This is a genomic window from Streptomyces sp. NPDC050564 (assembly GCF_044457265.1).
GTDB lineage: Bacteria > Actinomycetota > Actinomycetes > Streptomycetales > Streptomycetaceae > Streptomyces.
Map to the genome: position 1 here is coordinate 226985 of NZ_JBITGS010000008.1, position 25884 is coordinate 252868.

A 25884-nucleotide genomic window follows, 5' to 3' on the forward strand; every position below is an offset into this window, starting at 1 on the left:
TGGTCCTCCGGCTCAGTCCCGATCCGGATCACGCAGGTCGATGATCCGCTCGAAGAAGAACTCGTGCTTGAGGAAAGAGGTGCCGTACTCGCGGCCGGGGGACGGCGGGTCGAGCTGAGATGCCTGGATGAGCCGCCAGCCGTCCAGGAGTGCGTCGACCCCGGTCTCGTAGGGCGGCTCGTCGCTGTCTCCCGAGGTCGGGGTGGTACGGCCGGTCCCGTCGTAGCGGGCCCAGCCGACAACCCAGGAGTCCAGGGCGGACGTCGACAGGTACAGAACCAGCACCTGCTGCCGCAGGGTCGTGGTCGGGGTGGACGTGGCAACGCTCATGCGGAGGCCTCCTGAGGGCGGTTGGCGACCCTGGTCACCCAGTATTCGATGTCGAAGGTGTCGTCACCGGTCAGTTCGCGCCAGAGCAGGACGCGGTTGTAGCGCTCCAGGCGTCCGGTCGCCTGCTCGTACCACGGGAAGTGCGCGTCCAGTTCCGCGCGCACCTGCGGATCGTCGAGGTCCGAGGTGTCCCACAAGAGCCGCTGCCGCACCTGGGGGTTGAAGCGGATCTTGAACATGTAGCGGCGGATGTCGCTGTCGTTGCGGCGGCCGCCGTGCCACAGCCCGTGGTGCAGGAACACCACGGTGCCGGCCGGGCAGATGAGCCGGTCCTGGCCGCGCAGGTTCTGGTAGCGGCCGGTGTCGGACTCGTTGGTGCGCCGCAGATGGCTGCCAGGCACGCTGAGCGTACCGCCCATCTCCAGGGTGACCTCCTGCGGGTAGTACATGAGCTGGACGTCGAACGCGTCCGGTCGTACGTCGATGATGGCGTCCGCGTGCAGCGGCTGGGCCTGTCCTTCGTGCGGCTCGCGGGTGTGCACGGCGTGGTGGTCGACGGTCGGGCCTGGGCCGACCAGGCTGTGCAACGCCCCTGTAACCTGGGGAAGTTCGAGGAGGCGTCGGGCGAAGGAGCCCGGCGCGAAGGCCTGGTCCACGGGTGTTCCGTACGGCACCGGTGCGATGCCGTCCGCGAGGACGCGCAACGCCTCGGCGTTCATCTCGGGCGGGACCACCGCGTCGAGGCGCAGCGACCCACGCGCCACGAACCGGGCCATCTGCACCGAACTGAGCAGCGCTCCGTTCGGCTGCGGCGTGTTCTTCTCGGCTTGTTCCATGGCCCACACGCTAGGCGCGGGCACGGCGGATGGCGTGGGCAGCGTTCACCCATTACTGGTCGATTTTCAACCGGGCGGGCTCTGATGGCGCGTGGTGAGGCCCCGAGTTCACGGCGGCAGGCCTTGTTGAACGCCTGCAGGTCGGGGATGCCGACGGCGACGGCGACGGCGGGAATGGACAGGTGCCGGCCCGCAGCAGTGCCGGGCCTGCGCCATCCTGCGGGCACGGATGTAGGCGATCACCGTGTGCCCGGTGGCCGCCCGGAACAGACGGGTCAGGTGGTTGTGGGAGACCCCGGCTTCCTTGGCGATCCCGGACACGGTCAGCGGCTCCACGAGCCGCGCCTCGATCAGGGCCACCGCCGCGGCAACCGCAGGATGAGCAGCCTGCGCGCCGGCGACGCCCACAGCCGTCCAGATCCCCCAAGCACGCCGAATCGCCACGGCCCCGCGTTCAACATCTCCATGCATCCACCAACGGCCACCACCGAAAAACGGCATACCGTCCCGCCGAAATCGGACTCGGACATGGGGTCAAGGTTTCGCCCGGTCCCATATGCCGGATTCCCGATATGGGCTCACCGCTCCCGACCCCACTCCCACTGGGAGCAACCCTGACCAGCCCAAAGAGCGCAAGCGCAACCCAGAAACGCACCCGATCGACGGGGAGCCGCCGGTCACAAACCGGACACAGATGTGAACGTCCGCGCAAGAAACCAAACATGCACCCAGCGGCCCGAGTGGGGGCAAACAGACAAGGGGACAGTGGAAGCACGCTCCCACTCCCACGCTCCCAGTGGGAGCGTGGGAGCAACAGAAAAAGGGCCGTTCGAAAACGGCCCTTCACCTGCGACGTTCGATAGTTCGAACTAGTCGGGACGACAGGATTTGAACCTGCGACCCCTTGACCCCCAGTCAAGTGCGCTACCAAGCTGCGCCACGTCCCGGTGCCCGCCTGACCTGGGCTTTCCCCTGGCCGAACGTGCACGGAAACAATACCGCACTCGTGCCGGTGGTCGCGCACTCGTTTATGCGGGGCGAGGGCCGACACAGGGGTGGGGTTGACCTCAAGTTTGGTTGAGGTTGCACGATCGTCGGCATGACGATCACGGCGAAGCAGAGCCACGAGTTTGCGGACCTGCCCCGGCTGATGGGGCTGATGACCGGCGATGAGAAGCACGGGCCGGCGGCGACGTCCACCCTGGACGCGCTGTGGGTGCTGTACGACCGGGTGCTGCGGATCGGGCCCGAGCGGATGGGCGATCCGGAGCGGGACCGGTTCCTGCTCTCGAAGGGGCACGGACCGATGGCGTACTACGCGGTGCTCGCGGCGAAGGGATTCGTCCCGGTCGAGTGGCTGCCCGGATTCGGGTCGTACGACTCCCCGCTCGGGCACCATCCGGACCGGGTGCTGGTGCCGGGCGCCGAGATCGGCAGCGGGTCGCTCGGGCACGGGCTGCCGATCGCCGTCGGCACGGCGCTCGGGCTGCGGGCGCAAGGGCTCGACGAGCCGCGCGTCTGGGTGCTGATCGGCGACGCGGAGCTGGACGAGGGCAGCAACCACGAGGCGATCGCGTTCGCCGGGCCCGCGGGTCTGGAGCGGCTGCACACCGTTGTGATCGACAACTCCTCCGCCAGCCACGCCCGGCCCGGCGGGATCGCCGCCCGGTTCGAGGCGGCAGGCTGGTCCGCCGCGACCGTGGACGGCCGTGACCACGAGGCCCTCCACGCCGCCTTCACCGCCCCTCACCCGGGCCGCCCGCGCGTGGTCGTCGCCCAGGTCGAGGCGAAGTTCGCCTGAGGCGCAGCCTCCGCGCTTCCCCGGTCCCGCCTGCCCGCCGGGCGACACCGCGCATCACCTCACCACGTCGGACACGACAGACCGCAACCCGTACGCCCTGGAAGGACGACATCCCATGGACACCATGCGTGACCGATTCGCCCCTGTTGTCTCTCGACTGCTCGACGAGGACCCGCGGGTCGCGGTCGTGCTCGCCGAGATCGGCAAGGACGGCTTCGCGGACGCCCGACGCAAGCATCCGGATCGGGTGATCAACGTCGGTATTCGCGAACAGCTCCTGATCGGCGCGGGCGCGGGCCTCGCGCTGACGGGGCTGCGACCGGTGGTGCACACCTTCGCCAGCTTCCTCGTCGAGCGGCCCTTCGAGCAGGTCAAGCTGGACCTCGGACACCAGGACGCGGGCGCGGTGCTCGTCAGTGCCGCCGCGTCCTTCGACTGGCCCGCGGGCGGCTTCACGCACATGGCGCCGGGCGATGTAACTCTGCTCGACACCCTGGACGGCTGGACCGTGCACGTCCCGGGCCACCCGGACGAGGCCGAGACGCTGCTGCGCCACGCCGTCGCCGCAGGTGACGACAAGGTGTATGTGCGGCTGTCCGTCCAGTCCAACGCGCAGGGACTCGCGGTCGACGGAACACGCTTCCTCACCGTCCGCGAAGGGCGCGCCGGAGTGGTCGTCGCCGTCGGGCCGATGCTCGACGCCGTGCTGGCCGCGACGGAAGGGCTCGACGTGACCGTGCTGTACGCGACCACGGTGCGCCCCTTCGACGCGGCGGCGCTGCGCCGGGCCACCGGGACCGCCGGCACTGACGTCGTCCTCGTCGAGCCATACCTGGCCGGCACCTCCACCGCCGTTGCGAACGACGCGCTCGCCGATGTGCCCCACCGCGTCCTCGGTCTCGGCGTGGGCCGCCGTGAGCTGCGCCGCTACGGAGACATCGACGAGCACGTGGCCGCACACGGCCTCGACGCGCGGTCGCTGCGCGAGCGCATCGACGGATTCCTGGGAGCGCGGGTCCGGGTGTGACTGTCGGAACCCTGGAAGCAGTGCCGCGGAACCGACTCAGCGCATCTCCCGCCCCGCCGCCTCGGGTATCGCCCCGGTCGTACGCGGCCGGGACACGGGGGCGTCGACGCGCACAAGGTTGCGTATCGCGGGCACCAAGAGCAGGGCCGTCGAGACGACGAGGGTCATGACGCCCGCGATGAGGAGAACATGGTCCGCGCCGAGGACCGAGGCGGCCGGGCCGGCGAGAGCCTGGCCGACGGGCATCATCGCCAGGGAGCCGGCGACGTCGTACGCGTGGATGCGGTTGAGGACGTCGGGCGCGACCTGCGTCTGCACGCTGGTCGCCCACATCACACCCCAGAGCGACATGCCCGCGCCCGCTATCACCGCTCCGGCCGACATGGCCGCCACGCCGAGCCCCGCCCCGACGGACGCCGGGAAGCAGGCGAAGGCGAAGAGGGCGAACGAGCCGGCACGCAGCATGCGGCGGGGGCGGAGTCGCAGCGCGATCAGTCCGCCGATGACGGTGCCGGCGCCTAGGGCGGAGTTGACCAGGCCGTAGGCGCGCGGGCCGTGCTGCTGGATGACCTCCGTCGCCACCAGGGGGACGGTCGGGCCCCAGATGGAGATCATGTACACGCACCAGATGACGATGACGCCCCACAGCCAGGTCCGGGATTTGAACTCCCGCCAGCCCTCGGCGAGATCGGCCTTGAAGCTGCCGCCATGCGTGTGGGTTCCGGGTACTGCCGAGGGGAGCCGGAGCAGCAGCAGGCACAGGGCGCTGAGCGCGTACGTCGCCGCGTGGGCCACGAAGACCCCTGCGGCCGATGCGAACGCGACCAGCAGGCCTGCCAGAGCGGGGCCCGCCAGCTGGGCGGCGGACTCGGCGATCCGTATGGCTCCGTTGGCCCCCTGTACGTCGGCGGCCAGGCGGGGCACTGTGCTGGCCACGCCGGGCTGGAAGACCGCGCCCGCCACGCCATTGACGGCACCGATCGCGCAGATCTGCCAGAGGACCACATGGCCGGTGAAGAAGAGCACGGCGCACAGAGACTGGGTGACCAGCCGCACCAGGTCGGCGCCGATCATCAGCTTGCGCGTGCTGAACCGGTCGGCGATGACCCCGCCGAAGATCACCAGTCCGGCGAAGGAGGCGGCCGACGCGGCCATCGCCAGGCCGACCGCGCCCACCCCGTACCCGTACTGCAGCAGTCCGGCGGCGAGCGCCACCGGCAGGATGGTGTCGCCGAGCCGGGCGAGGGCCCGCGCGACGAAGAACAGCGCGAAGTCCCGTGACCATACGGGCCGTCGGGGCCCGTCCGCGGCAACGATGTCACGACGGCCGCCGACCCTTTCACCCGGCGCCTCAGCGGCTCCGGACAATGCCCCAAAGGCTTCGTGCGACTCCTCGGAAGCTGCGGGTCGCCGCTCAGAAGCTCCCCGCCGAGTCCCACAAGCTTCGTGCGGTGTCTCCGACGCACACGGCGGCTCCTCGCCCGATGACGTCCCGGCCATCCGGTCGCACCCCTCCCCTGCCACGCTCTGCCGATGCCCCACAACTCCCCCGCGGAGCCGAGTGTCCCGCTCTCCACTCCTGTCGCCGGATCATGCCACGGGGCACTGACAACGCCTCAAGGATTTCAGTCGGCGGACGGGAGACCCAACTCCGGATAGGAGTCGAGCAGTCGGGGCGGGGCCGCCTGGCGCCAGGAGTCGGCGAGGATGTCGCGGAGTTCGTCGTCGTCCTCCAGGGCGGTCAGGCGGACCCGGACCCAGGCGAAGCTCGCCTCGTGGTCGGCGATCCAGAACTTCCTGGGCTCGGCGAGGACGAGTTCGTCGCGCTCCTCCTTCGGGCAGCGCACGGCGATGGAGGTCTCCTCCTCGGGCAGCGTGGCGAACATCTTTCCCGCGACCCGGAACGTGGGCATACTCCAGGCGATCTTCTCCGTCGTGTCCGGCAGGGAGAGGGCGATACGGCGTACGTCTTCGGCATCCGGCATGAGAGGCACCGTAGCCAATGGCACTGACATCGACTCGTCGAGGACCGGATCAAAAGCGCAGGCCATGGCACCGGGTCGGGAGCCCGCACAGACCCAGGCCATGGCACCGGGCGGGAGCCCGCACAGACCCAAGGCCATGCCACCAGATCGGGAGCCCGTACAGGCGCCGCCCCCTTACGAACCGAGAACGACCGCTTCCGCCCCGACGCGTTTGTAGAAGATCGTCGTCGGACGCAATTCGCCCGACGGGCTCGCCGCGTAGTCCGGTATCGCCCCGAGCCGGGTCCACCCGGCGGAGCGGTAGAGGGACTCGGCGGGGCTGTCGGTCTCGGTGTCCAGGTGCAGGAGGGTCACTCCCGCCGCGACCGCCTCGGCCTCGGCGGTCGTCAGGAGCGTACGGCCAAGACCTTGTCCGCGGCCGTCCCGGTGCACCATCAGCTTCACGAGTTCGGCGCGGTGGCGGCTGTTGGGCTTGTCGGGGAACGCGAGGCTGACGGTGCCGAGCAGTCGGCCCTCGCCGCGGACCGCCCACACGGCGAGACGGCCGGCCGACACCGCGGCCGCACGCTGCTCCCACCAGGCGATGGCCGTCGTACGGTCGAGCGGTGCGAGGAAGCCGATCGACGCACCACCTTGCACGGTATCGATCAGCAGATCCGCCAACTCCTCCGCCGAGGCGCGGAGTTGGGTTGCGTTCAGCCGGGAGAGGGTGGTCACGGCCGTACCACCGCCAGCGCGTACCGCACGCCCTCGGGGCCGGGGCATCGAAAACGCGTCGGTCCCCACACCCGCAGCCGGAGGCAGTCGCCCGCCTCGAGGCGGTGCTCGACGTCCTGCGCCGTCACGGCGAGGGCCCCGTCAAGGACCCAGATGTGCTGTTCCAGGCCGGGCACAGGGGGGCGGTCGTACGCGATGTCGGCGCCGGCCGCGAGCCGCCCCTCGACGAGCTCGCCGCGCATCCCCGTGTGCGGCGGCGACACCGACCGGCGTACAAAACCGGAGGCCTCGTCCTCCCAGATCGCCTGGTCGGCCGCCCGCACCAACAGCACGGGCTCCCCTTCGACCTCGCTGAGCAGTTGAGACATAGTCCGCCCGTACACCCCGCACAAGCGGTTCAGGAGCGAGGCGGTGGGGCTGGTCTCCGCGCGCTCCGCGCGGGAAAGGGTCGAGCGGCTGACCCCACTGCGCTCCGCCAGCTCACCCAGGGACCAGCCGCGTTCGGCCCGCAGCTCGGCCAGCCGGGCACCGAGCCGGACGTCGACGGCATCCTCGACTTCGTTTCCCATATTCGGGATGATATCCCAGATGCGAGACGAGGACTTCCTCAATCCACGGTCGCAGCCTCCGCCAACGCGTCAAGCACCGGCCTGATCAGCGGATGGTCCTCCGCGCCGCGGCGTACGGCCGCGAAGACCCGGCGGGTGGGCGCGACGCCGTCGACCGGACGCACGAGAACCCCGCTGAGGTCCATGCCCCGCAGCGCCGAGCGGGGTACCAGGGCCACGCCCGCGTCGGCCGAGGCGAGGGCGACGACGGCGCGGAAGTCGTCCGAGGAGTGTTCGAGGCGGGGCTGGAATCCGGCGTTCTCGCAGGCCAGGACGACCACGTCGTGACAGGGGTTGCCCGGGTAGGGGCCGATCCACGGGTCCTTGGCGAGTTCGGCGAGCGGGACTTCGTCGGCATCCGCCAGGCGGTGGGCGACCGGGACGACCGCGTCGAAGGGCTCGGCGTACAGAGGCACGTGGGTGAGGCGTGGGTCGTCCGCGTCGGGGGCACCCCGGTATTCGACCGCGACCGCGATGTCGACCTGTCGGTCGAGCACCATCGGCAGGCTGGCGTCACCCTCGGCATCCTGGACCCGGATGTGGATGCCGGGCGCCGTGGAGGCGAGCCGGGCCAGCGCGGGGGCCACGACGAGGCCGATGCCGGTCGCGAACGAGGCGACGGTGACCGTGCCCGCGGAGCCCGAGCTGTACGCGGCCAACTCGGCCTCGGCACGCTCCAGTTGGGCGAGGACGGCATTGGTGTGGCCGAGCAGGATCTCGCCGGCGGGCGTCAGCCGGACGCCCTTGGCGCCGCGCTCGACGAGCCGGTGCCCCGTCTCCTGCTCCAGAGCGGCCAGCTGCTGGGAGACGGCCGACGGCGTGAGATAGAGCGCGGCGGCAGCCGCCGTCACCGTGCGGTGGTCGGCCACCGCACGGAGGATGTGGAGCCGCCGCGCTTCGATCATGCGACCGATTCTCTCAGGTCACACGCATCATGAAGCCCTCGCGTTCCGCCCGCTCCCTCAGCCCTCGTGTCCCCCCGCTCCTCAGCCCTCGGGTTCCGCGCGCTCCTCAGCCCTCGCGTTCCGCCCGCTCCCTCAACCCTCGAGTTCCGCGCGGGCGGCCACGAACGCGTCCACCGCCCGGTTCACGTCCTCCGTCGAGTGCCCCGCCGACAGCTGGACACGGATACGGGCCTGCCCCTGGGGAACCACCGGGTACGAGAAGCCGATCACGTACACACCGCGCTCCAGGAGCAGCTCCGCCATGCGCCCGGCAACGGCCGCGTCGCCGATCATGACGGGGGCGATCGCGTGGTCGCCGGGAAGGACGTCGAAGCCCTCCGCGGTCATCCGGGAGCGGAAGAGCGCGGTGTTCTCGGCGAGGCGGACACGCAGGTCGTCGGCCGACTCCAGCAGATCGATGACCTTCAGGGAGGCCGCCGCGATCACCGGGGCGAGCGTGTTCGAGAAGAGATACGGGCGCGAGCGCTGACGGAGCAGGGCGACGATCTCAGCGCGGGCGGCGACGTAACCGCCGGACGCGCCGCCGAGCGCCTTGCCGAGGGTGCCGGTGATGATGTCGACGCGGTCCATGACGCCGTGCAGTTCGGGGGTGCCACGACCGCCGGGGCCGACGAAACCGACAGCGTGCGAGTCGTCGACCATGACCATCGCGTCGTAGCGGTCGGCGAGGTCGCAGATCTCCTTCAGGGGCGCGACATAGCCGTCCATCGAGAACACACCGTCGGTGACGATCAGGCGACGCCGGGCGCCGGACGCCTCCTTGAGCTGGGCCTCCAGGTCGGCCATGTCGCGATTGGCGTACCGGAAGCGGCGGGCCTTGGACAGCCGGATGCCGTCGATGATCGAGGCGTGGTTGAGGGCGTCGGAGATGACCGCGTCCTCGGCACCGAGGAGGGTCTCGAAGACACCGCCGTTGGCGTCGAAACACGAGGAGTAGAGGATCGTGTCCTCCTGGCCGAGGAACGCGGACAGGCGGGCCTCCAGCTCCTTGTGCACCTCCTGCGTACCGCAGATGAAGCGCACGGACGCCATGCCGTAGCCCCAGCGATCGAGTGCCGCGTGGGCGGCGGCGACGACCTCGGGGTGGTCGGCGAGGCCGAGGTAGTTGTTCGCACAGAAGTTGAGGACCTCGCCGGGCCGGCCGCCCGCGGTGACATTCACGGTCGCGGACTGCGGGGTGCCGATGACGCGCTCGGGCTTGTGCAGGCCGGCGGCGCGGATCTCGTCGAGGGTGGTGCGCAGATCGTCGCGTACGGATTCGAACATCATCAGTTCCTTAGAATTCTCAAGCAGTCCGGGGGCTCGGGCAGTCCAGGAGCCCGGGCGGTCGAGGGCGTCCCGGGCAGTCCGGGGTGTCTCAGGCGGTCCAGTCGAGGATGACCTTGCCGCCGCGGCCGGCGGCCGCGTCGTCGAAGGCCGCCTCATAGTCACGGAAGCCGTACCGGCCGGTGATGACAGGGGCGAGATCGAGACCACCTTCGAGGAGAACCGACATGGCGTACCAGGTCTCGAACATCTCGCGGCCGTAGATGCCCTTGATCGTGATCATGGAGGTGACGATCCGGGACCAGTCGACCGGGAACTCCTGGGACGGCAGGCCGAGCATCGCGATCCGGCCGCCGTGCGTCATGTTGGCGATCATGTCGCGCATCGCCTCGGGGCGGCCAGACATCTCCAGGCCAATGTCGAAGCCCTCGCGCAGACCCAGCGCGCGCTGACCGTCGGCGATCGTCGCGCCGGCGACATCGAGGGCGAGACTCACGCCGATCTTGCGGGCCAGCTCCAGGCGCTCCTCGCTGATGTCGGTGATGACGACGTTGCGGGCGCCCGCGTGGCGGGCCACGGCCGCGGCCATCAGGCCGATCGGTCCGGCCCCGGTGATGAGTACGTCCTCGCCGACCAGCGGGAAGGACAGCGCCGTGTGCACGGCGTTGCCGAAGGGGTCGAAGATCGCGGCGACATCGAGGTCGACGGGGACCCGGTGCACCCACACGTTGGCTGCGGGAAGGACCACATACTCGGCGAACGCGCCGTCGCGGCCCACGCCCAGGCCGACCGTGGCACGGCAGAGATGGCGGCGCCCGGCCAGACAGTTGCGGCACTTGCCGCAGACCAGGTGGCCTTCGCCGCTGACGCGGTCGCCGACCTTGATGTCGGCGACGTCGCGGCCGGTCTCGACGACCTCGCCGACGAACTCGTGCCCGAGCACGAGCGGCGTGTCGATGGCCTGCTGCGCCCAGCCGTCCCAGTTGCGGATGTGCAGGTCGGTGCCGCAGATCCCGGTCCTGAGGACCTTGATCAGTACGTCGCCGGGGCCGGTCTGCGGCTCCGGGACGTCCGTGAGCCAGAGCCCGGGCTCCGCCTTCTCCTTGACCAGCGCCTTCACGCGACGGCTCCTGTGGGTGAGGTCCCGGGGCAGGGCACGCCGAAGGAGCCCGTACCGGGGAGAGTGGTGAATTCCCGTAGGAATCTGCCGTACGGCGGTGCTCCCGGTCCATCGAGGTTTTCTTAAGCGCGGCCGCAGCTTTCCTTCACGCCTGCTCCGGTGCCTGCGCACTCAGGGTGTCTGACCCCGCTCGAAGTAGGCCACCAGATCCGGGGCGAGCGGCGGCACGTCGCGCGGAGTGCCGCCGTCCCGCAGCGACTCGGTGGCCCGGAATCCGGCGGCCACCGCCATGCGCGCGGCGACCGGGGAGGTGTCGGTGCGCCCGCCTCCCGTACCAACCGCAGGAACTCGTCGATCAGCAGCGGGTCGGCGCCCCCGTGCTCGGCGTCCTCGTCGGCCTCCGGCACCGGGTACTCGCCGTCAGCCCGGTCCCGCTGCCCGGAGCGGCGGCGCCTCCACTCCGTGGGCGACTCTCTATGGGGCGCCACCCATAGGTATCTCCATACGGTGTCGAGGAGGTTCGGGCGCAGCCTTCCTCCGCAGGGCCTGGGTCAACCTCCGGTGGACGTCGGAGTACGACTACGGAGACATGCTTTGCCTACATCCCATGGGCGCACATCACACTCACCAAGGTGGGACGCCGACTGCCCGGCACATCCTCAGAACCCCCCGCCTCCCTCCCGCAGTTCGATCTGCTCGACCAGCTCCGCCGCCAGCGACTTGATGGTCTCCAGGCCCGCCTTTCCCCATGGGCGCGGCTGGACGTCCACGACACAGACCGTGCCGAGGGCGATGCCCGTACGGTCGATCAGCGGGGCCCCGAGGTAGGAACGGATGCCGATCTCGTCGACGACCGGGTTCCCGGCGAAGCGCGGGTAGTCGCAGACGTCCTCAAGGACCAGCGCCCTGCGCCGGACCACCACATGAGGGCAGAAGCCGTAGTCGCGTGCCATGTAGCGGCCCACTTCGGGGACGGTGCTGTCCCCGGTGTCGGCCCCGGGCGGCAGGACGCCCGGGCCGCCTCCCTCCGGGGTGTGCAGGCCCGCGAAGAACTGCCGGTTCTCGTCGATGAAGTTGACCATCGAGTACGGCACCGCGGCGACCTCGGCGAGCCGGTCCGCGAAGGCGTCGAAGGCCGGTTCCGCGTGCTCCCCCAGCCCCAGTCGGTGCAACCGCCGCACCCGGGCCGGCGCGTCTTTGTCCTCAGGGGTCAGCAGCAGACGACCGGCCGGACGCGGCGGATCGTAACTCATGTACGGGCTCCGCGACTTGGGCTGTGCGCGGGCGCGTGAGCGATGAGATGGCGGACCAGGGTGAGCAGGGTCTGCACGCCCGAGCTGGAGATCCGGGCGTCGCAGCGCACGACGGGGATCTCGGGATCGAGGTCGATGGCCGCCCGTACCTCCTCCGGGTCGTAGCGGTACGAACCGTCGAACTCGTTGACCGCGACGATGAATCCGAGGCCCCGCTGCTCGAAGAAGTCGACGGCTGCGAAGCAGTCCTCCAGGCGGCGGGTGTCGGCGAGGATCACCGCGCCCAACGCACCCTCGGAGAGCTCGTCCCACATGAACCAGAAGCGCTCCTGGCCGGGCGTACCGAACAGATAGAGCACGTGTTCCGGATCGAGCGTGATGCGGCCGAAGTCCATGGCCACAGTGGTTTCGACCTTGTTCTCGATGCCGTCGAGACTGTCGGTCGCGGCGCTGACCGTGGTGAGCAGCTCCTCCGTGCTGAGCGGCGCGATCTCGCTCACCGCGCCGACGAGGGTTGTCTTGCCGACCCCGAACCCTCCCGCCACCAGGATCTTCAGCGCGGTGGGGAAGGGGTCAGAGCTGTCGTCGTAGTCCATCGAGCACTGCCTCCAGCAGAGACCGGTCAGCGGGGTTGTGGTGGAAGGACGGTGGCTTGGTGGTGAGCGCCCCGCAGTCGACGAGGTCGGAGAGCAGCACCTTGGTGACCGCCGCGGGCAGCTTCAGATGGGCGGCGATCTCCGCGACCGAGACGGGTGCCCGGCACAGTTCGAGTGCCTGGGTGTGCTCGGGGCCGAGGTAGCCGAGGGGCCTGGCTCCGGTGGCCATGACCTGCGACAGGAGGTCGAGCGCGGTCGTGGGCCGGGTCCGGCCGTTGCTGACCGTGTAGGGGCGTACCAGGCGCCCGGCAGCGTCGTCGAGCCAAGGCCCGTCGCCGGCCGCGGCCACGCTCAAGGCCTCATCGCCGAGGGTTCGACGGCGGGCTGCCGGGGCGCGGTCATCAGGTACGGCCGGACGCTCTTGACGAGCATGGCCATCTCGTAGCCGAGGACCGCCGCGTCGGCCTCGCGTCCGGCGAGCACGGCAAGGCAGGTACCGGAGCCCGCAGTGGACACGAACAACAGCGTCGAGTCGAGTTCGACGACGACCTGCCGTACGTCGCCGCCGTCCCCGAAGCGGACGCCCGCGCTGCGACCGAGGGAGTAGAGGCCGGAGGCCAGCGCCGCCATGTGGTCGGCGCTGTCCGGGTCGAGACCGTGAACCGACTTCACGAGCCCGTCGCAGGACAGGAGTACCGCGCTTGTGGTGTGCGGCACGCGCTGTACGAGTCCGCTCATCAGCCAGTCGAGATCGGATACATGGCCGGTCGGCGCATCGCTCGCCATGGTGGATCGACTCCTTGAGGTACGAAGGTCTGCGGGAGCGGAGGGGGTGGGGGTGGTGAGGGGGGTGGTCATCCGGCCGGTGTGCTCCCGTCGTGCCGGGCAGTGAGGTCGTGTCCGGGCGCGGGCGCGGTGTCCCGCGTCCCCTGCGCCTCGTGCGGCGCCGTCGCGTGCGCCGTGTGCGCTTCGGCTATGTGCGCCGTGGCCGCAGCGTCTGTCGGCGGTACGTCCATGGGGTCCACGCCGCCGGAGGTGGCTCCGGCGGACGACGGCCCGTCGGCCTGGGCCACGCCGTCCATGCGCAGGACGTCCAGGTGCGGTCGCCCCATGTGCCGTCGCTCCATATGCCGTCGCTCCATGTGGGCGTTGTCCATGTGCGGTCGCTCCATGTGCGTGTTGTCCATGTGCGCACCGTCGGCATGGGCGGCGCCCACAGGCGGCCCCTCCGCCCTGACCACTTCCAGGGGCGGCAGCTCCTCCGTGCGCACCAGGTCCAGGTGCGCCCGGTCCCTCGGCGACGACGTCTGCACGGGTGACGCCTGCGTACGTTCCGTTTCCGCGTGGACCGCCTCCGCAAGGCCGATGCCGCGCTGGAACGCCGCCATGAGACCCGGGTCGTGGCCGACGACGTACTCCGTGTCCTGGCGGGGCGCCGGGCCGTCGCGCAGTTGGGGTGCGATGTGCTCCTGGGCGCGCCGCCTGGGCAGTTGGGGCTTGCCCATGGTGCCGCGGACGGCGCCGCCGCGCGGCGTGGGCGGCACTGCCGCGTTCTCCCTGGCGATGTGCCGGTCTTCGGGGCGGATGCCGGGCACCGCCTCCGCCGGGTTGGGCCGCTGCCCGTGGGTACCGCGCACGGGCAGTGGCGCGGGACCGCCACCGCCCGCGACCGACGCGCCCGGCACCGCACGCGGGGGTGCCTGCTCGCGCTGGGTCTGACGTGGCACGGAGGGCATCGCCCGGCCGCCGGGCGATGCGGGCGCCGTAGCCGCCTGCGTGGCCTGCGGTCTCGCGGGTGTGCGGCGCCCCCCGGGCGTCTCCTGCGGCTGCCCCTGGGCTACGTCCCCGAGAGCGCCCGGCATCATGCCCAACAGCCCCTGCGGCACAACGAGTACGGCCTGGACGCCACCGTAGATGTTGGTCTGCAGCCGGACGTGGATGCCGTGCCGCCGGGCGAGCTGCGAGACCACGAACAGGCCGATGCGCCCGTCCTGCAGGAGGCTGGCGACATTGACCTGGTCGGGGTCGGTGAGCAGGGCGTTCATCTTGTTCTGCTCGCCCAGGGGCATGCCGAGGCCCCGGTCCTCCACCTCGACGGCGAGCCCGGAGGTGACAAGATTGGCGCGCAGCAGCACTTGGGTGTGCGGGGCCGAGAACACCGTGGCGTTCTCGACGAGTTCGGCCAGCAGGTGGATGACGTCGGCGACCGCGTGCCCGCGCAGGGTGCCGTCGATCGGGGGCACCAGCTTCACCCTCGAGTACTGCTCGACCTCGGCGATCGCGGACCGCAGCACCTCCGTCATGGAGACGGGGTTGCTCCACTGGCGGCGCGAGACGGCGCCGCCGAGGACAGCGAGGTTCTCGGCATGGCGGCGGATGCGGGTGGCGAGGTGGTCGACGTGGAAGAGGCCCTTGAGCAGGTCCGGGTCCTCGATCTCGTTCTCCAGCTCGTCGAGGATCGAGATCTCGCGGTGCACGAGGGACTGCAGTCGCCGGGCCAGATTGACGAAGACCTCGAGCTTCTGTTCGCTGCCCGCCTGGCTGGAGAGCTGCGCGGCCTGCACGACGGCCGCGACGGCACCGTCGTGGGCGCGGGAGAGGTCGGCGGCGAGCAGCTCGAAGTCGTCAGCGTCCGCAGGGGGTTGGTGACGTGCCTTGCGCGTGGGCGGGTTCTCGCCCCGGCGCAGCCCTTCGACGAGGGCGCGCAGGTCGGCCTCCGTCCGCGCACTGGTGCGCCGCAGGGCGCCCAGGCGCTCCCGTACGGACTTGGCGGCACGGTCGGCGGCCACGGCGGCGATCAGGATGCCGACCAGGGCCACGCCCACGGCGCCTGCGAGTACGGCCCACAGGATGGGGCCGGGCCGGGCACCGGTTGAGCGGACGGTGAACAGTACGGCCGCGCACGCGCTGAGAGCCACCGCGATCGGCGGCAGGACCGCCAGGCGCAGCAGCTGGGGCCGCAGATGGGTCTCGGGCAGCGAGGGGGCGGTGCGGGCGACCGGTCGCCCGTGCCGCCCGCCCTCACGGCGGTCTGCGCGTGCGGCCGGTGCGCGAAGGTGAGACATCGGTGTCCTCGTACTGTGGCGTCGGAAGCGCGGGGGCTCCTGCGGGTCGGCGCGACTCGGGCGTGCGCCATCGCGGTGCCGGTCGAGAGAGCCGAAAAATTCGGCCCTGCGTCGCCCGACGGCAACTGACAGTAGTCGCCAACCCATCATGTGCGGTGGGCAGTTGACAAAGTCCTACGGCCGGCGTCCCGCTCTGGTATGAGGCCTCGTACGACAGACCGATAACTCCATCGGGCAGGCGTTCCAACGGAACATCGACTCGATCGAAGCTGGTCAGAAGCGGTCGCAAACAAACAACGAGGGCCGGGGAGCGGTGCGCTCCCCGGCCCTCGCCGTCGATCGGAAAATCAGCCCGCGGGCACCGTCTCCGGCTCTCCGGTGTCCTCCGTCGAGCCGTCGGCGATGTCACCCGGTGTGTCGGCGACGGTCTTCTCGAGGGTGGGCCACCCTCCCGCCGGCGGGAGGGCCACGCCCCGCCACCAGGGCTCGGACGGGACAGTCTCGGCCGTGGGCTCGAAGGGCTCGCCGGGGCGGGGCAGCGCAACGGGGGCACCGGCCGCGTGCCCGGCGGCCAGCGTCCCCTCGCCGGGCTCCGCCCAGGGGTGGGTCGCCAGGTTGAACGTGGCCCAGTGGATCGGCAGCATCACCCCGGAGGGCTGCCCGCCCTGGAGGTCCAGGTGGGCGCTCATGCCCTCCTCGGGCGTCATGTGGATGTCGGGCCAGAACTCGCTGTACGCGCCGATCTGGATCATCGTGGCGTCGAACGGGCCGTGCTCGGCGCCGATGTCCTTGAATCCGTCGAAATAGCCGGTGTCACCGCTGTGGTAGATCCTGTGCTCGTCGCCCGCGACGACCCAGGAGGCCCAGAGCGTGTGCTGCGCGTTGCGCAGACCGCGGCCGCAGAAGTGCCGCGCCGGGGTGGCGGTCAGGGAGATTCCGCCGATCTTCGTCGACTCGTTCCAGTCCAGCTCGCGCAGCCGGTCGGCCGAGACACCCCAGTGCTCCAGGTGGGCGCCGACGCCCAGCGGCACCGCGAACACCGTGTCCGTGTCGGCCAGCGCCTTGATGGTGGGCAGGTCGAGGTGGTCGTAGTGGTCGTGCGAGATGACGACGACGTCCACCGGGCCGAGCTCGGCCAGCGGCAGGGGCACCGGGTGCAGCCGCTTGGGCCCGGCAAAGTCGAACGGGGAGCAGCGCTCGCCCCAGACCGGGTCGAAGAGCACCCGGTGCCCGTCGATCTCCGCGAGAACGCTGGAGTGTCCCATCCAGGTGAGCCGCAGCCCGCTCGCCGCGGGCCTGGCCAGGTCGGCGAGCGTCGTCGCATGCACGGGCACCGTGCCGGTGGGGGCGCGGTGGGCGCGCTCCTCCCTGCGGAAGTAGACCTTCGCGAACTCGACCATGGAGCCGTCGGGGCGGATCCGGGCACTCTCCGGATTCTTGAAGACGCCGTCCGCGAAGTTCGGCGATCTGCGGATGCGCTCCAGGCGCTCACCACCGGGATCCGCGCCGAAGGCGGCGGGCCGCAGCGAGCGGAGCCCGGAGCTCAGGGTACGGAATCCGGTCACGGTACCTCCATGTGGAGTCAGTCAGGTTTTCCATTATGGTCGCCGCCTCCGACAGCGCCGGGTCGGCCCTGTCACAGCCCGATGTCCGCGACTCCATGGTCTTTACTCGTCCAACTCCGCGGCGCGCGTTCTTCTTCCGCTTCGCGCAGTGATTCGCGAAGCGGAAGAAGAACGCGCGTGGAGCGGTGCATGAACGACGGGGCGTGCAGTGGGGCACGAACGAACGGCGTGAGGGTGCTCGCCGACGGTGCGTCCGCGTCCTCCACCGCCTCCCCCACCGCCAGTGGAGTGCGTCCGTCGCGTCGGCCGGGCGGGCGACCGAGGCCTGCTACTGATGATCCGTTCAGTACGTTGACAGAGAACCGAACCGCTTCAGATACTGACTGATGATTCAGTAACTGCCCGGTGGCCCCGTCGGCCACGCCGCTCCGTCCGCATCTGGAGGCACCATGTCCGACCTCCCCAACGAGCTGGTCCCGCTCAGCGCGGAACAGCACGACATCGTGGAGCTGACGCGTGCGTTCGCGCGGGAGGAAATCCGTCCACGCGCGCGGGCCGTCGACGAGGCGGATGTCGAGACGCCGTGGGACCTGTGGCGCAAGGCCGCCAAGGTGGGGATCACCGGCTTCATGCTGCCCGAGGAGTTCGGCGGGGGCGGCTTCACCGATGTCTTCACCCAGGTCCTGGTGCAGGAGGAGCTGTGCGTGGGCGACCTCGGCATCGGCAACCTGCTCTGCTCGAACGGCTTCTTCGCCGACCCGGTGCTGGAGCTCGGCAGCGAGGAGCAGAAGCGGGAGTGGCTGACCCCGCTCACGGGCCCCGACACCCCGATGACGTCATTGGCGACCACCGAGCCGGGAGCGGGCTCGGACGCCGCGTCGATCGTCACCACGGCGCACCGCACCCCTGGCGGCTACCGCCTGAACGGGCAGAAGGCGTGGATCTCGAACGCGGGCGAGGCCGAGCAGTACGTCGTGTTCGCCAAGACCGACCCCACCCGGCGCTCCGGCGGGGTCAGCGCGTTCCTGTTGCGCAAGGACACCGAAGGCGTCTCCTTCGGAGAGCCGATGCGCAAGATGGGGCAGCGCGCCATCGTCTGCCGGGAGATCTTCTTCGATGACGCGCACGTCCCCGAGGAACACCTGCTCGGAGCGGAAGGTGAGGGGTTCCACGGGCTGATGCGGACGTTCGACATCTCGCGCGCGGTCCTGGGCGCCGCCGCGACAGGCGTGGCACGGGCCGCGTACGAGTACGCGCGCGACTACGCCCGCGAGCGGCGACAGTTCGGCAAGCCGATCATCGAGCACCAGGCGGTGGCGTTCCGCCTGGCCGACATGCGTACACGCGTGGAGCAGGCCCGGCTGATGACCTGGCGGGCCGCGAAGCGTCTGGACGCCGGTCTGAACGCGACGGCCGAGGCGGCGATGGCCAAGCTGACGGCGTCCGAGACCGCCGCGTACTGCACCTGGGCGGCCGTTCAGACGCTCGGCGGCTGGGGCTACTCGCGGGAGTTCCCTGTCGAGCAGTGGATGCGCGACGCCAAGCTGGAGGAGATCGAAGAGGGCACCTCGGACATCATGCGACTCGTCATCTCGCGGAGCCTGTGATGGGCGACGCAGTCACCGGTGGTGAGGCACTGGTCCGCGCCCTGTGCGGACACGCCGTGACCCAGGTCTTCGGCATCCCCGGCACCCACAATCTGGAGATCTACCGTCATCTGTCCGCGTACGGCATCCGGCATGTTCTGCCCCGCCACGAGCAGGGTGCGGGATACGCCGCCGACGGCTACGCGCGCGTGACGCATCGCCCGGGTGTCGTGATCACGACGACCGGGCCCGCGCTGCTGAACGCGGCGGCCGCCATCGGGCAGGCGTACTCGGACAGCGTGCCGCTGCTGGTCGTCTCGCCCGGGATGCCGCTGCGCCACCCGCGGCTCGCGACCGGACTGCTGCACGAGATGCGCAGCCAGACCGAGGCGCTGCGCGGCGTGGCCGCGTTCAGTCACCGGGTGTCCTCGGTCGCGGAGATCGATGCCGCGATCGCCCGGGCCTTCACTCTGTTCCACACGCGACGACCACGGCCGGTACACATCGAGGTGCCGCTCGACCTGCTGGAGGCCGTGGAGGAGACCGGTCCCGTTCGCGTCACCCCGCACGCCGGGCCGCCGGCACCCGGCACCGAAGCCGTGCGGAAGGCGTCCGAAGTCGTCAGCCGCGCGCACCGTCCGGCGCTCGTGCTCGGGGGCGGGGCGCGCGGCGCGACCGCCTCGTGCCTCGCTCTCGCGCAAGAGCTGGGCGCTCCCGTCGTCACCACGGCCAATGGCAAGGGGATCGTCCCCGAGACGCACCCGCTGTCGCTCGGGGTCTCGTTGCACAGCCCGTCCGTCCAGAGGTGGCTGACCGAGAGCGACGCCGTACTCGCCGTCGGCACCGAACTCGCCGAGTCCGATCTGTGGTCCCCGACTCCCGCCCTGAACGGCACCCTGATCCGTGTCGACCTGGACCCCGACCAGATGTACGCCGGCCTGCCTGCGGACATCGCCGTCGTCGGCGACGCGGCCATCTCCTTGAAGGCGCTCCTTTCCGGAGTACGGGGGCACGCGCGCGTGGAGGCCGACAAGGACGCCGTCGGAGTAGTGAGCGCCCTGCGCGCGGCCCGTGACGCCGAGACCGCCGAACGCGACGCCCGCTGGATCCCATACCTCCGGGCGATCCGTTCCATCCTCACCGACGACGCCGTCATCACCTCGGACAGCTCCCAGTGCTGCTACTACGGAGCGCTGCCGCACCTCCCGCTGGGCCCCGAGGGCCGCTATCTTCACCCGACCGGCTTCGGCACGCTCGGCTACGCGCTGCCCGCGGCGATCGGCGCCAAAGTGGCGCAGCCTGATCGTCAGGTGGTGGCGCTCGGCGGGGACGGCGGCCTCCAGTTCACGGTTCAGGAGCTGGCGACCGCGGCACAGCTCCAACTCCCGCTGCCCGTCGTGGTGTTCGACAACGGCGGCTACGGCGAGATCCGCGACGAGATGGCCGCCCGGGGCGACAACCCCACGGCGGTCGATCTCGCGCCGGTCGACCTGCCCGCCCTGGCCCGCGCCTACGGAGGGCACGGCACGCGCGCGTGCGGACCGGACGAACTGGCCGCCGCGCTCGCCGAGGCACTGCGCACCCCCGGCCCCACTCTGATCGCCATCCCCGAGGAGTCCCCATGACCGCCCCCCTGATGACGCTCACCTGGACGGACCATGTCACCGGCCGCCAGGGCTTCCTCGTGGTCGACCGCCTGGTGCGAGGCGTCTCCAGCGGCGGTCTGCGGATGCGGCCCGGCTGCACGCTGGAGGAGGTCGCGGGGCTCGCCCGCGGCATGACCATGAAGGAGGCCCTGCACTACAACCCCGAGGGCCGCTACATCCCGCTGGGCGGCGCCAAGGGCGGTATCGACTGCGATCCCCAGGATCCGGCGGCGTACGGCCTGCTGGTGCGCTATCTGCGCGCCATGCGCCCGTACATCGAGAGCTTCTGGACCACGGGTGAGGACCTGGGTCTCACCCAGGATCTGGTCGACCGGGCCGCCGAGGAGGCGGGTCTCGTCTCGTCCATCCAGGCCGTGTATCCGCTGCTCGACGACGAGGCGACAGCACGGCGGCGGCTCGCGGACGCCTTCGCGGTCGAGGTGGACGGCATCGGCCTCGACGAGCTGGTCGGCGGCTGCGGAGTCGCCGAGTCGGTGCTCGCCGCCCTGGACCGGGCCGGGGTGGCGTACGCGGGGACGCGCGTCGCCGTGCAGGGCCTCGGCACCATGGGCGGGGCCACGGCGCGCTTCCTCGCGCGCGCGGGGCTCGAGGTCGTGGCCGTCGCCGACATCAAGGGCACGATCGCGAACCCGGAGGGCCTCGACGTCGACGCACTCCTCGCCGCCCGCGACGCGTACGGGACGGTCGACCGCTCGGTGCTGCGCCCCGACGACCGTGAACTCCCCGGCGACGCCTGGCTGGCCGCCGACGCGCAGGTGCTGGTGCCCGCGGCGGTCTCGTACGCGATCGACACCGTGAACCAGCGGCGGATCACCGCCCGCTGGATCGTCGAGGCGGCCAACATGCCCGTCCTGGCGGAGGCGGAGGAGCTGCTCGCCGCGCGCGGGGTCACCGTGCTGCCGGACGTGGTGGTCAACTCCGGGACGAACGCCTGGTGGTGGTGGACGCTCTTCGGCGACATCGGCGCCGAAGCCGACGAGGCGTTCGCATACACGCGGCGCTCCATGCGCGCCCTGATCGACCAGATGCTGGCCCGTGCGGAGGCCGACGGGACGACCGCGCGGGCCGCCGCGCATGCCATCGTCGACGACCGGCTGCCGGTGATCGCGGAGCGGTTCGGGTGGTACGGATGACGGACGAAACGCCGCTGCACGCCCTCTTCGACCCACGCTCGGTGGCCGTGGTCGGCGCCTCCGACAACCCCGCGAAGTGGGGCTACTGGCTGGCGAAGGGGGCTCTTTCCGGGCGCGACCGCCGGGCGGTGCATCTGGTGAACCGGCGCGGCGGGGCGCTCGACGGCGTGTCCTTCCGCCCAGGTCTGACCGGCCTGCCCGAGGCGCCCGAGCATGTGGTGGTCGCGGTGCCTGCCCCGTTCGTACGTCCTGTCGTCGCCGAAGGGCTCGCGGCGGGCGCCCGCTGTTTCACGGTGATCACCTCGGGCAGCGGTACGGCCGACGAGCACGCGCTCGCCGAGCTGGTGACCGGCGGCGGGGCACGGCTGCTCGGCCCCAACTGCATGGGGCTGGTCGACACGACCACGCAGCTCCGGCTCAGCTGGGGCGAGTTCCCGGTGGGTGCCGTCGGTCTGGTCTCGCAGAGCGGGAACCTCGCCCTGGAGATCGGCCGTCTCCTCGCGCGCGCGGGACAAGGATTTTCGCGCTTCGTCTCCCTGGGGAACCAGCGTGACATCGACGCGGCCGACGCCCTGGAGTCCCTGGTCGCCCATGAGCCGACGCGTGTCATCGCCGCGTATGTCGAGGACTTCCGCGACGGCCGCCGCCTCGCCCGCGCCCTCGCCGCGGCCCACGTGGCCGGAAAGCCCGTGCTCCTGCTGACGGTCGGCCGCAGCCCCGCCTCCACGGGTGCCGCCGCCTCCCACACCGGCGCCCTGGTCAGTCCCTACGCCACGGTCTCCGCCGTCTGCCGGGAGGCGGGCGCGTTGCTGCTGGAGTCTGCGGGTGAGCTGGTGGACACGGCGGTGTGTCTGTTGTCCACGGCCGCCCCACGTCCGGTGTCGGCTGCCGGTTCACCGCGGCCGTCGGGTACCGGCTCGCGCCGGGACGCGGGATCGTTCCGCGTCGCCGTCGTCGGTGACAGCGGCGGCCAAGGGGCCCTCGCCGCCGACGCGTTCGCCGTGCGGGGCCTCGACGTGCCGGAGCTGTCCGCGGGGACGACGCAGGAGCTCGCGGCGGTGCTGCCACCCGGAGCCGGATGCCGCAACCCGGTCGACCTCGCGGGCGCGGGCGAGGCCGATCTCGGCAGCTACGCGCGCGTGGCCCGCGCTCTGCTGATGGGAGGGGAGGCCGACGCCGTCGTACTGACCGGGTACTTCGGCGACTACGCGAGCGCCAACCCGGCCCAGTCCGCGCGTGAGTGCCAGGTCGCGGACGAGCTCGCGGACGCCGCAGCCGAGTCGTGTCGCGCCCTGGTCGTGCACACCATGGCCCGCGACACGCCCGCTCTCGCCGTACTGCGCCGCCGCGGCATCCCCGTCTACGAGCGCATCGAGCAGGCGGCGACGGCACTGTCCGGCATCGCGCGCCTCACGCGCCCCTCGCTGGACCCGGCGCCGGCGAGGAAATCCTCTTCCCCCATACCCGACGGCTCGTACGAGACCGTCCGCGATCTCCTCTCCGCCTACGGACTCACCTTCCCCGCCGCCCGGTTCGTCACGACGGCCGACGAGGCCGTGGACGCCGCACACCTCGTCGGATACCCGCTGGTCCTCAAGGCGATGGGCATGGCCCACAAGACAGAGGCGGGCGGGGTGGCCCTCGGCCTCGCCGACGCGGACGCCCTGCGCGCCGCTTTCCGGCGGATGCGGGCGGCCACCGGCGCGGAGCGCTTCGCCGTGGAGGCCATGGCGACGCCTCCGTACGCCCATGAGCTGATCGTCGGCGTACGCCGGGACCCGGCCTTCGGCCCCGTCGCGATGGTGGGACTCGGCGGGGTCACCGCGGAGCTGCTGGCCGACACGGCACTGGCCCTGGCGCCCTTGACCGAGGCACGCGCGCGTGCCCTGCTAGCGGAGCTGCGGCACGCACCGCTGCTGACCGGCTGGCGGGGCGCGCCGCCGGTCCATCTGGAGGCCGCGGCGACCGCCCTGTGCGCGGTGGCCCGAGCCGCCGCCGAGCACCCCGAACTCGCCGAGCTGGAGGTCAATCCCCTGCTCGTGCACCCTGGTGGTGCGGTGGCCCTGGATGCCCACGGGGTGCCGGCGTAGCGCGGCCATTCCCTGTCGGGAATTGAGCGACGGACCCGGTCACAGCAGAGTCGGTGACGTCAGAAACCTCATACCGAGCTGACGCCACCACTCGCACACCGACCAGCACGAGGAGCACCATGCCCGCCGTCGACGCACAGGACCTGATCGAGCGCTACATAGATGTCTGGAACGAGCCCGATCCCGAGATCCGCCGCAAGACCGTCCAGGACCTGTGGGCGCAGGACGGCCTGCACGTACTGCGACCGCCCCAGGAGATGCACGAGCGGGCGGCGGGCCTCGGGTTCCCCACCGCCGTCCTGGAGGCCCGCGGCCACGACGCGCTGCACGCGCGCGTGACGCGCGCCTACGACGAGTTCGTGGCCCCGGGCACGTATGTCTTCAGGATCCAGGAGGCCGCCCGCCGGCTGCGTGACGTGATCACGTTCCGCTGGGAGTCCTTCCACACCGGGGAAGGACAGGTGACGGGCGGCGGCCTGGAGTTCCTCGTCCTCGACGAGGACGGTCGCATCAAGGCCGACTACCAGTTCGTCGACTGACCTCGGCGCACAGCCTCGGTCAGCCCTTGTCGCGGCGGGTTCGCCGGCCCGCCGCGTAGAAGGCGAGCCCGATGCCCACGAACAGCGCCAACGGCAGCACTTGGCTGAGCGTGTACTGCAGCCGCTGTCCGGCGAAGGACTGCGGCAGCGAGTCCGCGGCGCTGCCCGCCGTGCCGAACCAGCCGACGCCGAAGCCGGGCCAGATCAGCACGACCACGGTGAAGGCGACGAACGCGGTGGCCAGCGCACTCACGAGCCGCACGCCGAAGCGACCGCCCGGCACGGAGTAGGGCCGGGGGACGGAGGGGTACTTGCGGCGCAGCACCGCGAGGCTCGGGAAGGTGATGACGTACGAGATGAAGGTGGTGCAGATGGTCAGGCCGAGGCCCGCCGCGAAGTACTTCTCGCCGTCGCCGCCGGTGAGGTTGAGGGCGACCACGAAGAGCAGGGAGGCGAGGACGGCGGAGAGCAGGTTCACCCTGACCGGGGTGCCGTGCTTCTCCGAGATGTGCCCGAGCCAGGCCGGTCCCGCCCCGTCCGCGCAGGCCACCGCCTGGGCACGGTGGGCGCCCATGGCCCAGGTGACGCCCGAGGTGAGCAGACCGAGGATGAGCCCGGCCGCCGCGATGCCACCGCAGACGGCTCCCGCTCCGGTGAGCGTCACGGTGCCGTCCGCGGCGATCGATCCCCCGTAGACGGTGAACACGGCCTTGCAGGCGTCGATGAATCCGCCGAGGCTGCCGATCCGCTCGCCGGGCAGCACGAAGAGAATGCCGAGGATGGGTCCGCCGTAGAGCACGAGTGCGGCAAGGCCCGAACGCAGGATGGACAGCGGTATGTCGCGCCGCGGGTTCTTCATCTCCTCCGCCGCCGAGCTGGGCAGTTCGAAGCCGACGTAGTTGAAGATCAGGACGGGGACGAGCGCGACGAAGCCCGCGTACGTGGGCGTGAAGTCGCCGGCCGGCAGCGCGTGGACGCCGTGCCGGGCCGCGTACACGACGACGGAGACGAGGAAGAAGCCGAGCAGCACGATCCTGGCCACGGCTCCGGCGATCGGCACCCACTTGCCGATCCGCACCGACTGGACGACCGCGAGCGCCCCGCCCCAGATGAACGCCAGCCCGGCCGCATACTTCCACGCCCCCGGCAGCGGGGTGAAGAACTCCTCCCAGGTCGTCAGCGCGATGATGCACAAACTGCCGCCGACCCAGACGGGGTTGGAGATCCAGTACAGGAGCTGGTTCACCCCGGCTGTCAGCCGTCCGAAGGCGAGCCGCGTCCAGACGTACGGGCCGCCCTGGACCGGGAAGGCGGAGCCGAGTTCGGCGACCAGCAGGCCGTAGGGCAGGAAGAAGACCAGAGCGAGGATCGCCATCCAGGTCAGCCCCTGCGGGCCCTGGGCCGCGACCGAGCCGATCGTGTCGAGGCCGACGAGGGTGCAGATCAGGAAGAACAGCACATCGAGCCGGCGCAGATCCCTGCGCAGCCGGGAACGCTGTTCGCCCCAGCCCTCGGAGAGGTCGGGAGCATCGGGCTCGGGCACGGGCTTCGGGGTGCTCGGTGCTTGGGTCACGGGCGGACTCCTGCGACGGTACGGGGACGTACGGACTGGGCACACATCGGGCGTACGGACGGGGCGGGCATCGCCTGAGCTCACAGCTACTGACTGAACGAGCAGTCAGTAGTGGCCGTACTTTGGTCTCCACCGCGCGGCGGTGTCAAGGGGTCGAGAGCG

General features: G+C 71.1%; 23 protein-coding genes, 1 tRNA gene and 2 pseudogenes. 7 read left to right on the forward strand and 19 right to left on the reverse strand.

Features of this window, described 5'->3' with window-relative positions; all coding sequences use genetic code 11:
* Nucleotides 1-12: 12 nt before the first annotated feature.
* The 4 genes and pseudogenes from ACIBK0_RS15365 to ACIBK0_RS15380 form a co-directional block, all read right to left on the reverse strand.
* Nucleotides 13-330 carry a hypothetical protein gene (locus ACIBK0_RS15365; RefSeq protein WP_399079697.1) on the reverse strand — a complete coding sequence of 106 codons (318 nt, stop codon included), beginning with the start codon at nt 328-330 and terminating at the stop codon, nt 13-15.
* Entirely contained in the window at nt 327-1166 is an 840-nt protein-coding gene (locus tag ACIBK0_RS15370; protein WP_399079699.1) for a phytanoyl-CoA dioxygenase family protein, read from the reverse strand. Before ACIBK0_RS15370 ends, ACIBK0_RS15365 begins: the two co-directional genes overlap by 4 nt.
* Before the next feature lie 80 nt (nt 1167-1246).
* Nucleotides 1247-1586 (reverse strand): annotated as a pseudogene (locus ACIBK0_RS15375) (helix-turn-helix transcriptional regulator); the annotation flags it as partial.
* A gap of 453 nt (nt 1587-2039) precedes the next feature.
* Nucleotides 2040-2113 (reverse strand) — tRNA-Pro (locus ACIBK0_RS15380).
* A gap of 152 nt (nt 2114-2265) precedes the next feature.
* Between ACIBK0_RS15380 and ACIBK0_RS15385 the strand changes: the two genes are divergently transcribed.
* Nucleotides 2266-2967 (forward strand): transketolase, encoded by a 702-nt coding sequence (locus tag ACIBK0_RS15385; RefSeq protein WP_399079701.1) that lies wholly within the window; start codon nt 2266-2268, stop codon nt 2965-2967.
* Between the two features lie 115 nt (nt 2968-3082).
* On the forward strand, nt 3083-3994 hold the full coding sequence (locus ACIBK0_RS15390; RefSeq protein ID WP_399079703.1) for a transketolase family protein: 912 nt from the start codon (nt 3083-3085) through the stop codon (nt 3992-3994).
* 36 nt (nt 3995-4030) lie between these two features.
* Here the strand turns inward: ACIBK0_RS15390 and ACIBK0_RS15395 are convergent, their stop codons facing one another.
* The 14 genes and pseudogenes from ACIBK0_RS15395 to ACIBK0_RS15460 form a co-directional block, all read right to left on the reverse strand.
* A complete protein-coding gene (locus ACIBK0_RS15395) occupies nt 4031-5311 on the reverse strand; it encodes an MFS transporter (RefSeq protein ID WP_399079871.1) in 1281 nt (426 codons plus the stop codon).
* 308 nt (nt 5312-5619) lie between these two features.
* Nucleotides 5620-5979: an MmcQ/YjbR family DNA-binding protein gene (locus tag ACIBK0_RS15400; protein WP_399079705.1), complete on the reverse strand. Its 360-nt coding sequence runs from the start codon at nt 5977-5979 to the stop codon at nt 5620-5622.
* A gap of 174 nt (nt 5980-6153) precedes the next feature.
* Nucleotides 6154-6744, reverse strand: a complete 591-nt coding sequence (locus tag ACIBK0_RS15405; protein ID WP_399079707.1) for a GNAT family N-acetyltransferase — start codon at nt 6742-6744, stop codon at nt 6154-6156.
* On the reverse strand, nt 6693-7265 hold the full coding sequence (locus ACIBK0_RS15410) for a helix-turn-helix domain-containing protein (RefSeq protein WP_399079709.1): 573 nt from the start codon (nt 7263-7265) through the stop codon (nt 6693-6695). Before ACIBK0_RS15410 ends, ACIBK0_RS15405 begins: the two co-directional genes overlap by 52 nt.
* A 38-nt stretch (nt 7266-7303) precedes the next feature.
* Nucleotides 7304-8209 carry a LysR family transcriptional regulator gene (locus tag ACIBK0_RS15415; RefSeq protein ID WP_399079711.1) on the reverse strand — a complete coding sequence of 302 codons (906 nt, stop codon included), beginning with the start codon at nt 8207-8209 and terminating at the stop codon, nt 7304-7306.
* Nucleotides 8210-8341: 132 nt separating this feature from the next.
* Nucleotides 8342-9535, reverse strand: coding sequence for a glycine C-acetyltransferase (locus ACIBK0_RS15420; RefSeq protein ID WP_399079873.1), 1194 nt, complete (start codon nt 9533-9535; stop codon nt 8342-8344).
* Between the two features lie 91 nt (nt 9536-9626).
* On the reverse strand, nt 9627-10655 hold the full coding sequence (tdh, locus tag ACIBK0_RS15425) for an L-threonine 3-dehydrogenase (RefSeq protein WP_399079714.1): 1029 nt from the start codon (nt 10653-10655) through the stop codon (nt 9627-9629).
* 171 nt (nt 10656-10826) lie between these two features.
* Nucleotides 10827-11113: pseudogene (locus ACIBK0_RS15430) on the reverse strand (gfo/Idh/MocA family oxidoreductase); the annotation flags it as partial.
* 201 nt (nt 11114-11314) lie between these two features.
* A complete protein-coding gene (locus tag ACIBK0_RS15435; protein WP_399079716.1) occupies nt 11315-11908 on the reverse strand; it encodes a GAF domain-containing protein in 594 nt (197 codons plus the stop codon).
* Nucleotides 11905-12504, reverse strand: a complete 600-nt coding sequence (locus ACIBK0_RS15440) for a GTP-binding protein (protein ID WP_399079718.1) — start codon at nt 12502-12504, stop codon at nt 11905-11907. The genes ACIBK0_RS15435 and ACIBK0_RS15440 overlap by 4 nt, the downstream gene beginning before the upstream one ends.
* Nucleotides 12482-12853, reverse strand: a complete 372-nt coding sequence (locus ACIBK0_RS15445) for a DUF742 domain-containing protein (RefSeq protein WP_399079720.1) — start codon at nt 12851-12853, stop codon at nt 12482-12484. The genes ACIBK0_RS15440 and ACIBK0_RS15445 overlap by 23 nt, the downstream gene beginning before the upstream one ends.
* A gap of 2 nt (nt 12854-12855) precedes the next feature.
* Nucleotides 12856-13290, reverse strand: a complete 435-nt coding sequence (locus tag ACIBK0_RS15450) for a roadblock/LC7 domain-containing protein (RefSeq protein WP_388871471.1) — start codon at nt 13288-13290, stop codon at nt 12856-12858.
* A 68-nt stretch (nt 13291-13358) separates the two neighbouring features.
* Nucleotides 13359-15569, reverse strand: a complete 2211-nt coding sequence (locus ACIBK0_RS15455) for a sensor histidine kinase (RefSeq protein WP_399079722.1) — start codon at nt 15567-15569, stop codon at nt 13359-13361.
* A 347-nt stretch (nt 15570-15916) separates the two neighbouring features.
* Nucleotides 15917-17134 carry an MBL fold metallo-hydrolase gene (locus ACIBK0_RS15460; RefSeq protein ID WP_399079724.1) on the reverse strand — a complete coding sequence of 406 codons (1218 nt, stop codon included), beginning with the start codon at nt 17132-17134 and terminating at the stop codon, nt 15917-15919.
* Nucleotides 17135-17583: 449 nt separating this feature from the next.
* Here ACIBK0_RS15460 and ACIBK0_RS15465 point away from each other — a divergent pair, with 449 nt between their 5' ends.
* From ACIBK0_RS15465 to ACIBK0_RS15485, 5 genes are all read left to right on the forward strand, one after another.
* Nucleotides 17584-18741 carry an acyl-CoA dehydrogenase family protein gene (locus tag ACIBK0_RS15465; protein WP_399079726.1) on the forward strand — a complete coding sequence of 386 codons (1158 nt, stop codon included), beginning with the start codon at nt 17584-17586 and terminating at the stop codon, nt 18739-18741.
* Nucleotides 18741-20345, forward strand: coding sequence for a 5-guanidino-2-oxopentanoate decarboxylase (locus ACIBK0_RS15470; RefSeq protein WP_399079728.1), 1605 nt, complete (start codon nt 18741-18743; stop codon nt 20343-20345). Before ACIBK0_RS15465 ends, ACIBK0_RS15470 begins: the two co-directional genes overlap by 1 nt.
* Nucleotides 20342-21520: a Glu/Leu/Phe/Val dehydrogenase dimerization domain-containing protein gene (locus ACIBK0_RS15475; protein ID WP_399079730.1), complete on the forward strand. Its 1179-nt coding sequence runs from the start codon at nt 20342-20344 to the stop codon at nt 21518-21520. Before ACIBK0_RS15470 ends, ACIBK0_RS15475 begins: the two co-directional genes overlap by 4 nt.
* Nucleotides 21517-23610 (forward strand): acetate--CoA ligase family protein, encoded by a 2094-nt coding sequence (locus tag ACIBK0_RS15480; RefSeq protein WP_399079732.1) that lies wholly within the window; start codon nt 21517-21519, stop codon nt 23608-23610. The genes ACIBK0_RS15475 and ACIBK0_RS15480 overlap by 4 nt, the downstream gene beginning before the upstream one ends.
* A gap of 119 nt (nt 23611-23729) precedes the next feature.
* On the forward strand, nt 23730-24149 hold the full coding sequence (locus ACIBK0_RS15485; RefSeq protein WP_399079734.1) for a hypothetical protein: 420 nt from the start codon (nt 23730-23732) through the stop codon (nt 24147-24149).
* 19 nt (nt 24150-24168) lie between these two features.
* Here ACIBK0_RS15485 and ACIBK0_RS15490 read toward each other — a convergent pair whose 3' ends face one another.
* Nucleotides 24169-25722: an APC family permease gene (locus ACIBK0_RS15490; protein WP_399079736.1), complete on the reverse strand. Its 1554-nt coding sequence runs from the start codon at nt 25720-25722 to the stop codon at nt 24169-24171.
* Between the last annotated feature and the right edge of the window lie 162 nt (nt 25723-25884).

Coding starts and splice junctions, on each gene's coding strand:
- ACIBK0_RS15365 (WP_399079697.1), bottom strand. CDS start 330: ATGAGCGTTGCCACGTCCACCCCGACCACGACCCTGCGGCAGCAGGTG.
- ACIBK0_RS15370 (WP_399079699.1), bottom strand. CDS start 1,166: ATGGAACAAGCCGAGAAGAACACGCCGCAGCCGAACGGAGCGCTGCTC.
- ACIBK0_RS15385 (WP_399079701.1), top strand. CDS start 2,266: ATGACGATCACGGCGAAGCAGAGCCACGAGTTTGCGGACCTGCCCCGG.
- ACIBK0_RS15390 (WP_399079703.1), top strand. CDS start 3,083: ATGGACACCATGCGTGACCGATTCGCCCCTGTTGTCTCTCGACTGCTC.
- ACIBK0_RS15400 (WP_399079705.1), bottom strand. CDS start 5,979: ATGCCGGATGCCGAAGACGTACGCCGTATCGCCCTCTCCCTGCCGGAC.
- ACIBK0_RS15405 (WP_399079707.1), bottom strand. CDS start 6,744: ATGCCCCGGCCCCGAGGGCGTGCGGTACGCGCTGGCGGTGGTACGGCC.
- ACIBK0_RS15410 (WP_399079709.1), bottom strand. CDS start 7,265: ATGGGAAACGAAGTCGAGGATGCCGTCGACGTCCGGCTCGGTGCCCGG.
- ACIBK0_RS15415 (WP_399079711.1), bottom strand. CDS start 8,209: ATGATCGAAGCGCGGCGGCTCCACATCCTCCGTGCGGTGGCCGACCAC.
- ACIBK0_RS15420 (WP_399079873.1), bottom strand. CDS start 9,535: ATGTTCGAATCCGTACGCGACGATCTGCGCACCACCCTCGACGAGATC.
- ACIBK0_RS15435 (WP_399079716.1), bottom strand. CDS start 11,908: ATGAGTTACGATCCGCCGCGTCCGGCCGGTCGTCTGCTGCTGACCCCT.
- ACIBK0_RS15440 (WP_399079718.1), bottom strand. CDS start 12,504: ATGGACTACGACGACAGCTCTGACCCCTTCCCCACCGCGCTGAAGATC.
- ACIBK0_RS15450 (WP_388871471.1), bottom strand. CDS start 13,290: ATGGCGAGCGATGCGCCGACCGGCCATGTATCCGATCTCGACTGGCTG.
- ACIBK0_RS15455 (WP_399079722.1), bottom strand. CDS start 15,569: ATGTCTCACCTTCGCGCACCGGCCGCACGCGCAGACCGCCGTGAGGGC.
- ACIBK0_RS15465 (WP_399079726.1), top strand. CDS start 17,584: ATGTCCGACCTCCCCAACGAGCTGGTCCCGCTCAGCGCGGAACAGCAC.
- ACIBK0_RS15470 (WP_399079728.1), top strand. CDS start 18,741: ATGGGCGACGCAGTCACCGGTGGTGAGGCACTGGTCCGCGCCCTGTGC.
- ACIBK0_RS15475 (WP_399079730.1), top strand. CDS start 20,342: ATGACCGCCCCCCTGATGACGCTCACCTGGACGGACCATGTCACCGGC.
- ACIBK0_RS15480 (WP_399079732.1), top strand. CDS start 21,517: ATGACGGACGAAACGCCGCTGCACGCCCTCTTCGACCCACGCTCGGTG.
- ACIBK0_RS15485 (WP_399079734.1), top strand. CDS start 23,730: ATGCCCGCCGTCGACGCACAGGACCTGATCGAGCGCTACATAGATGTC.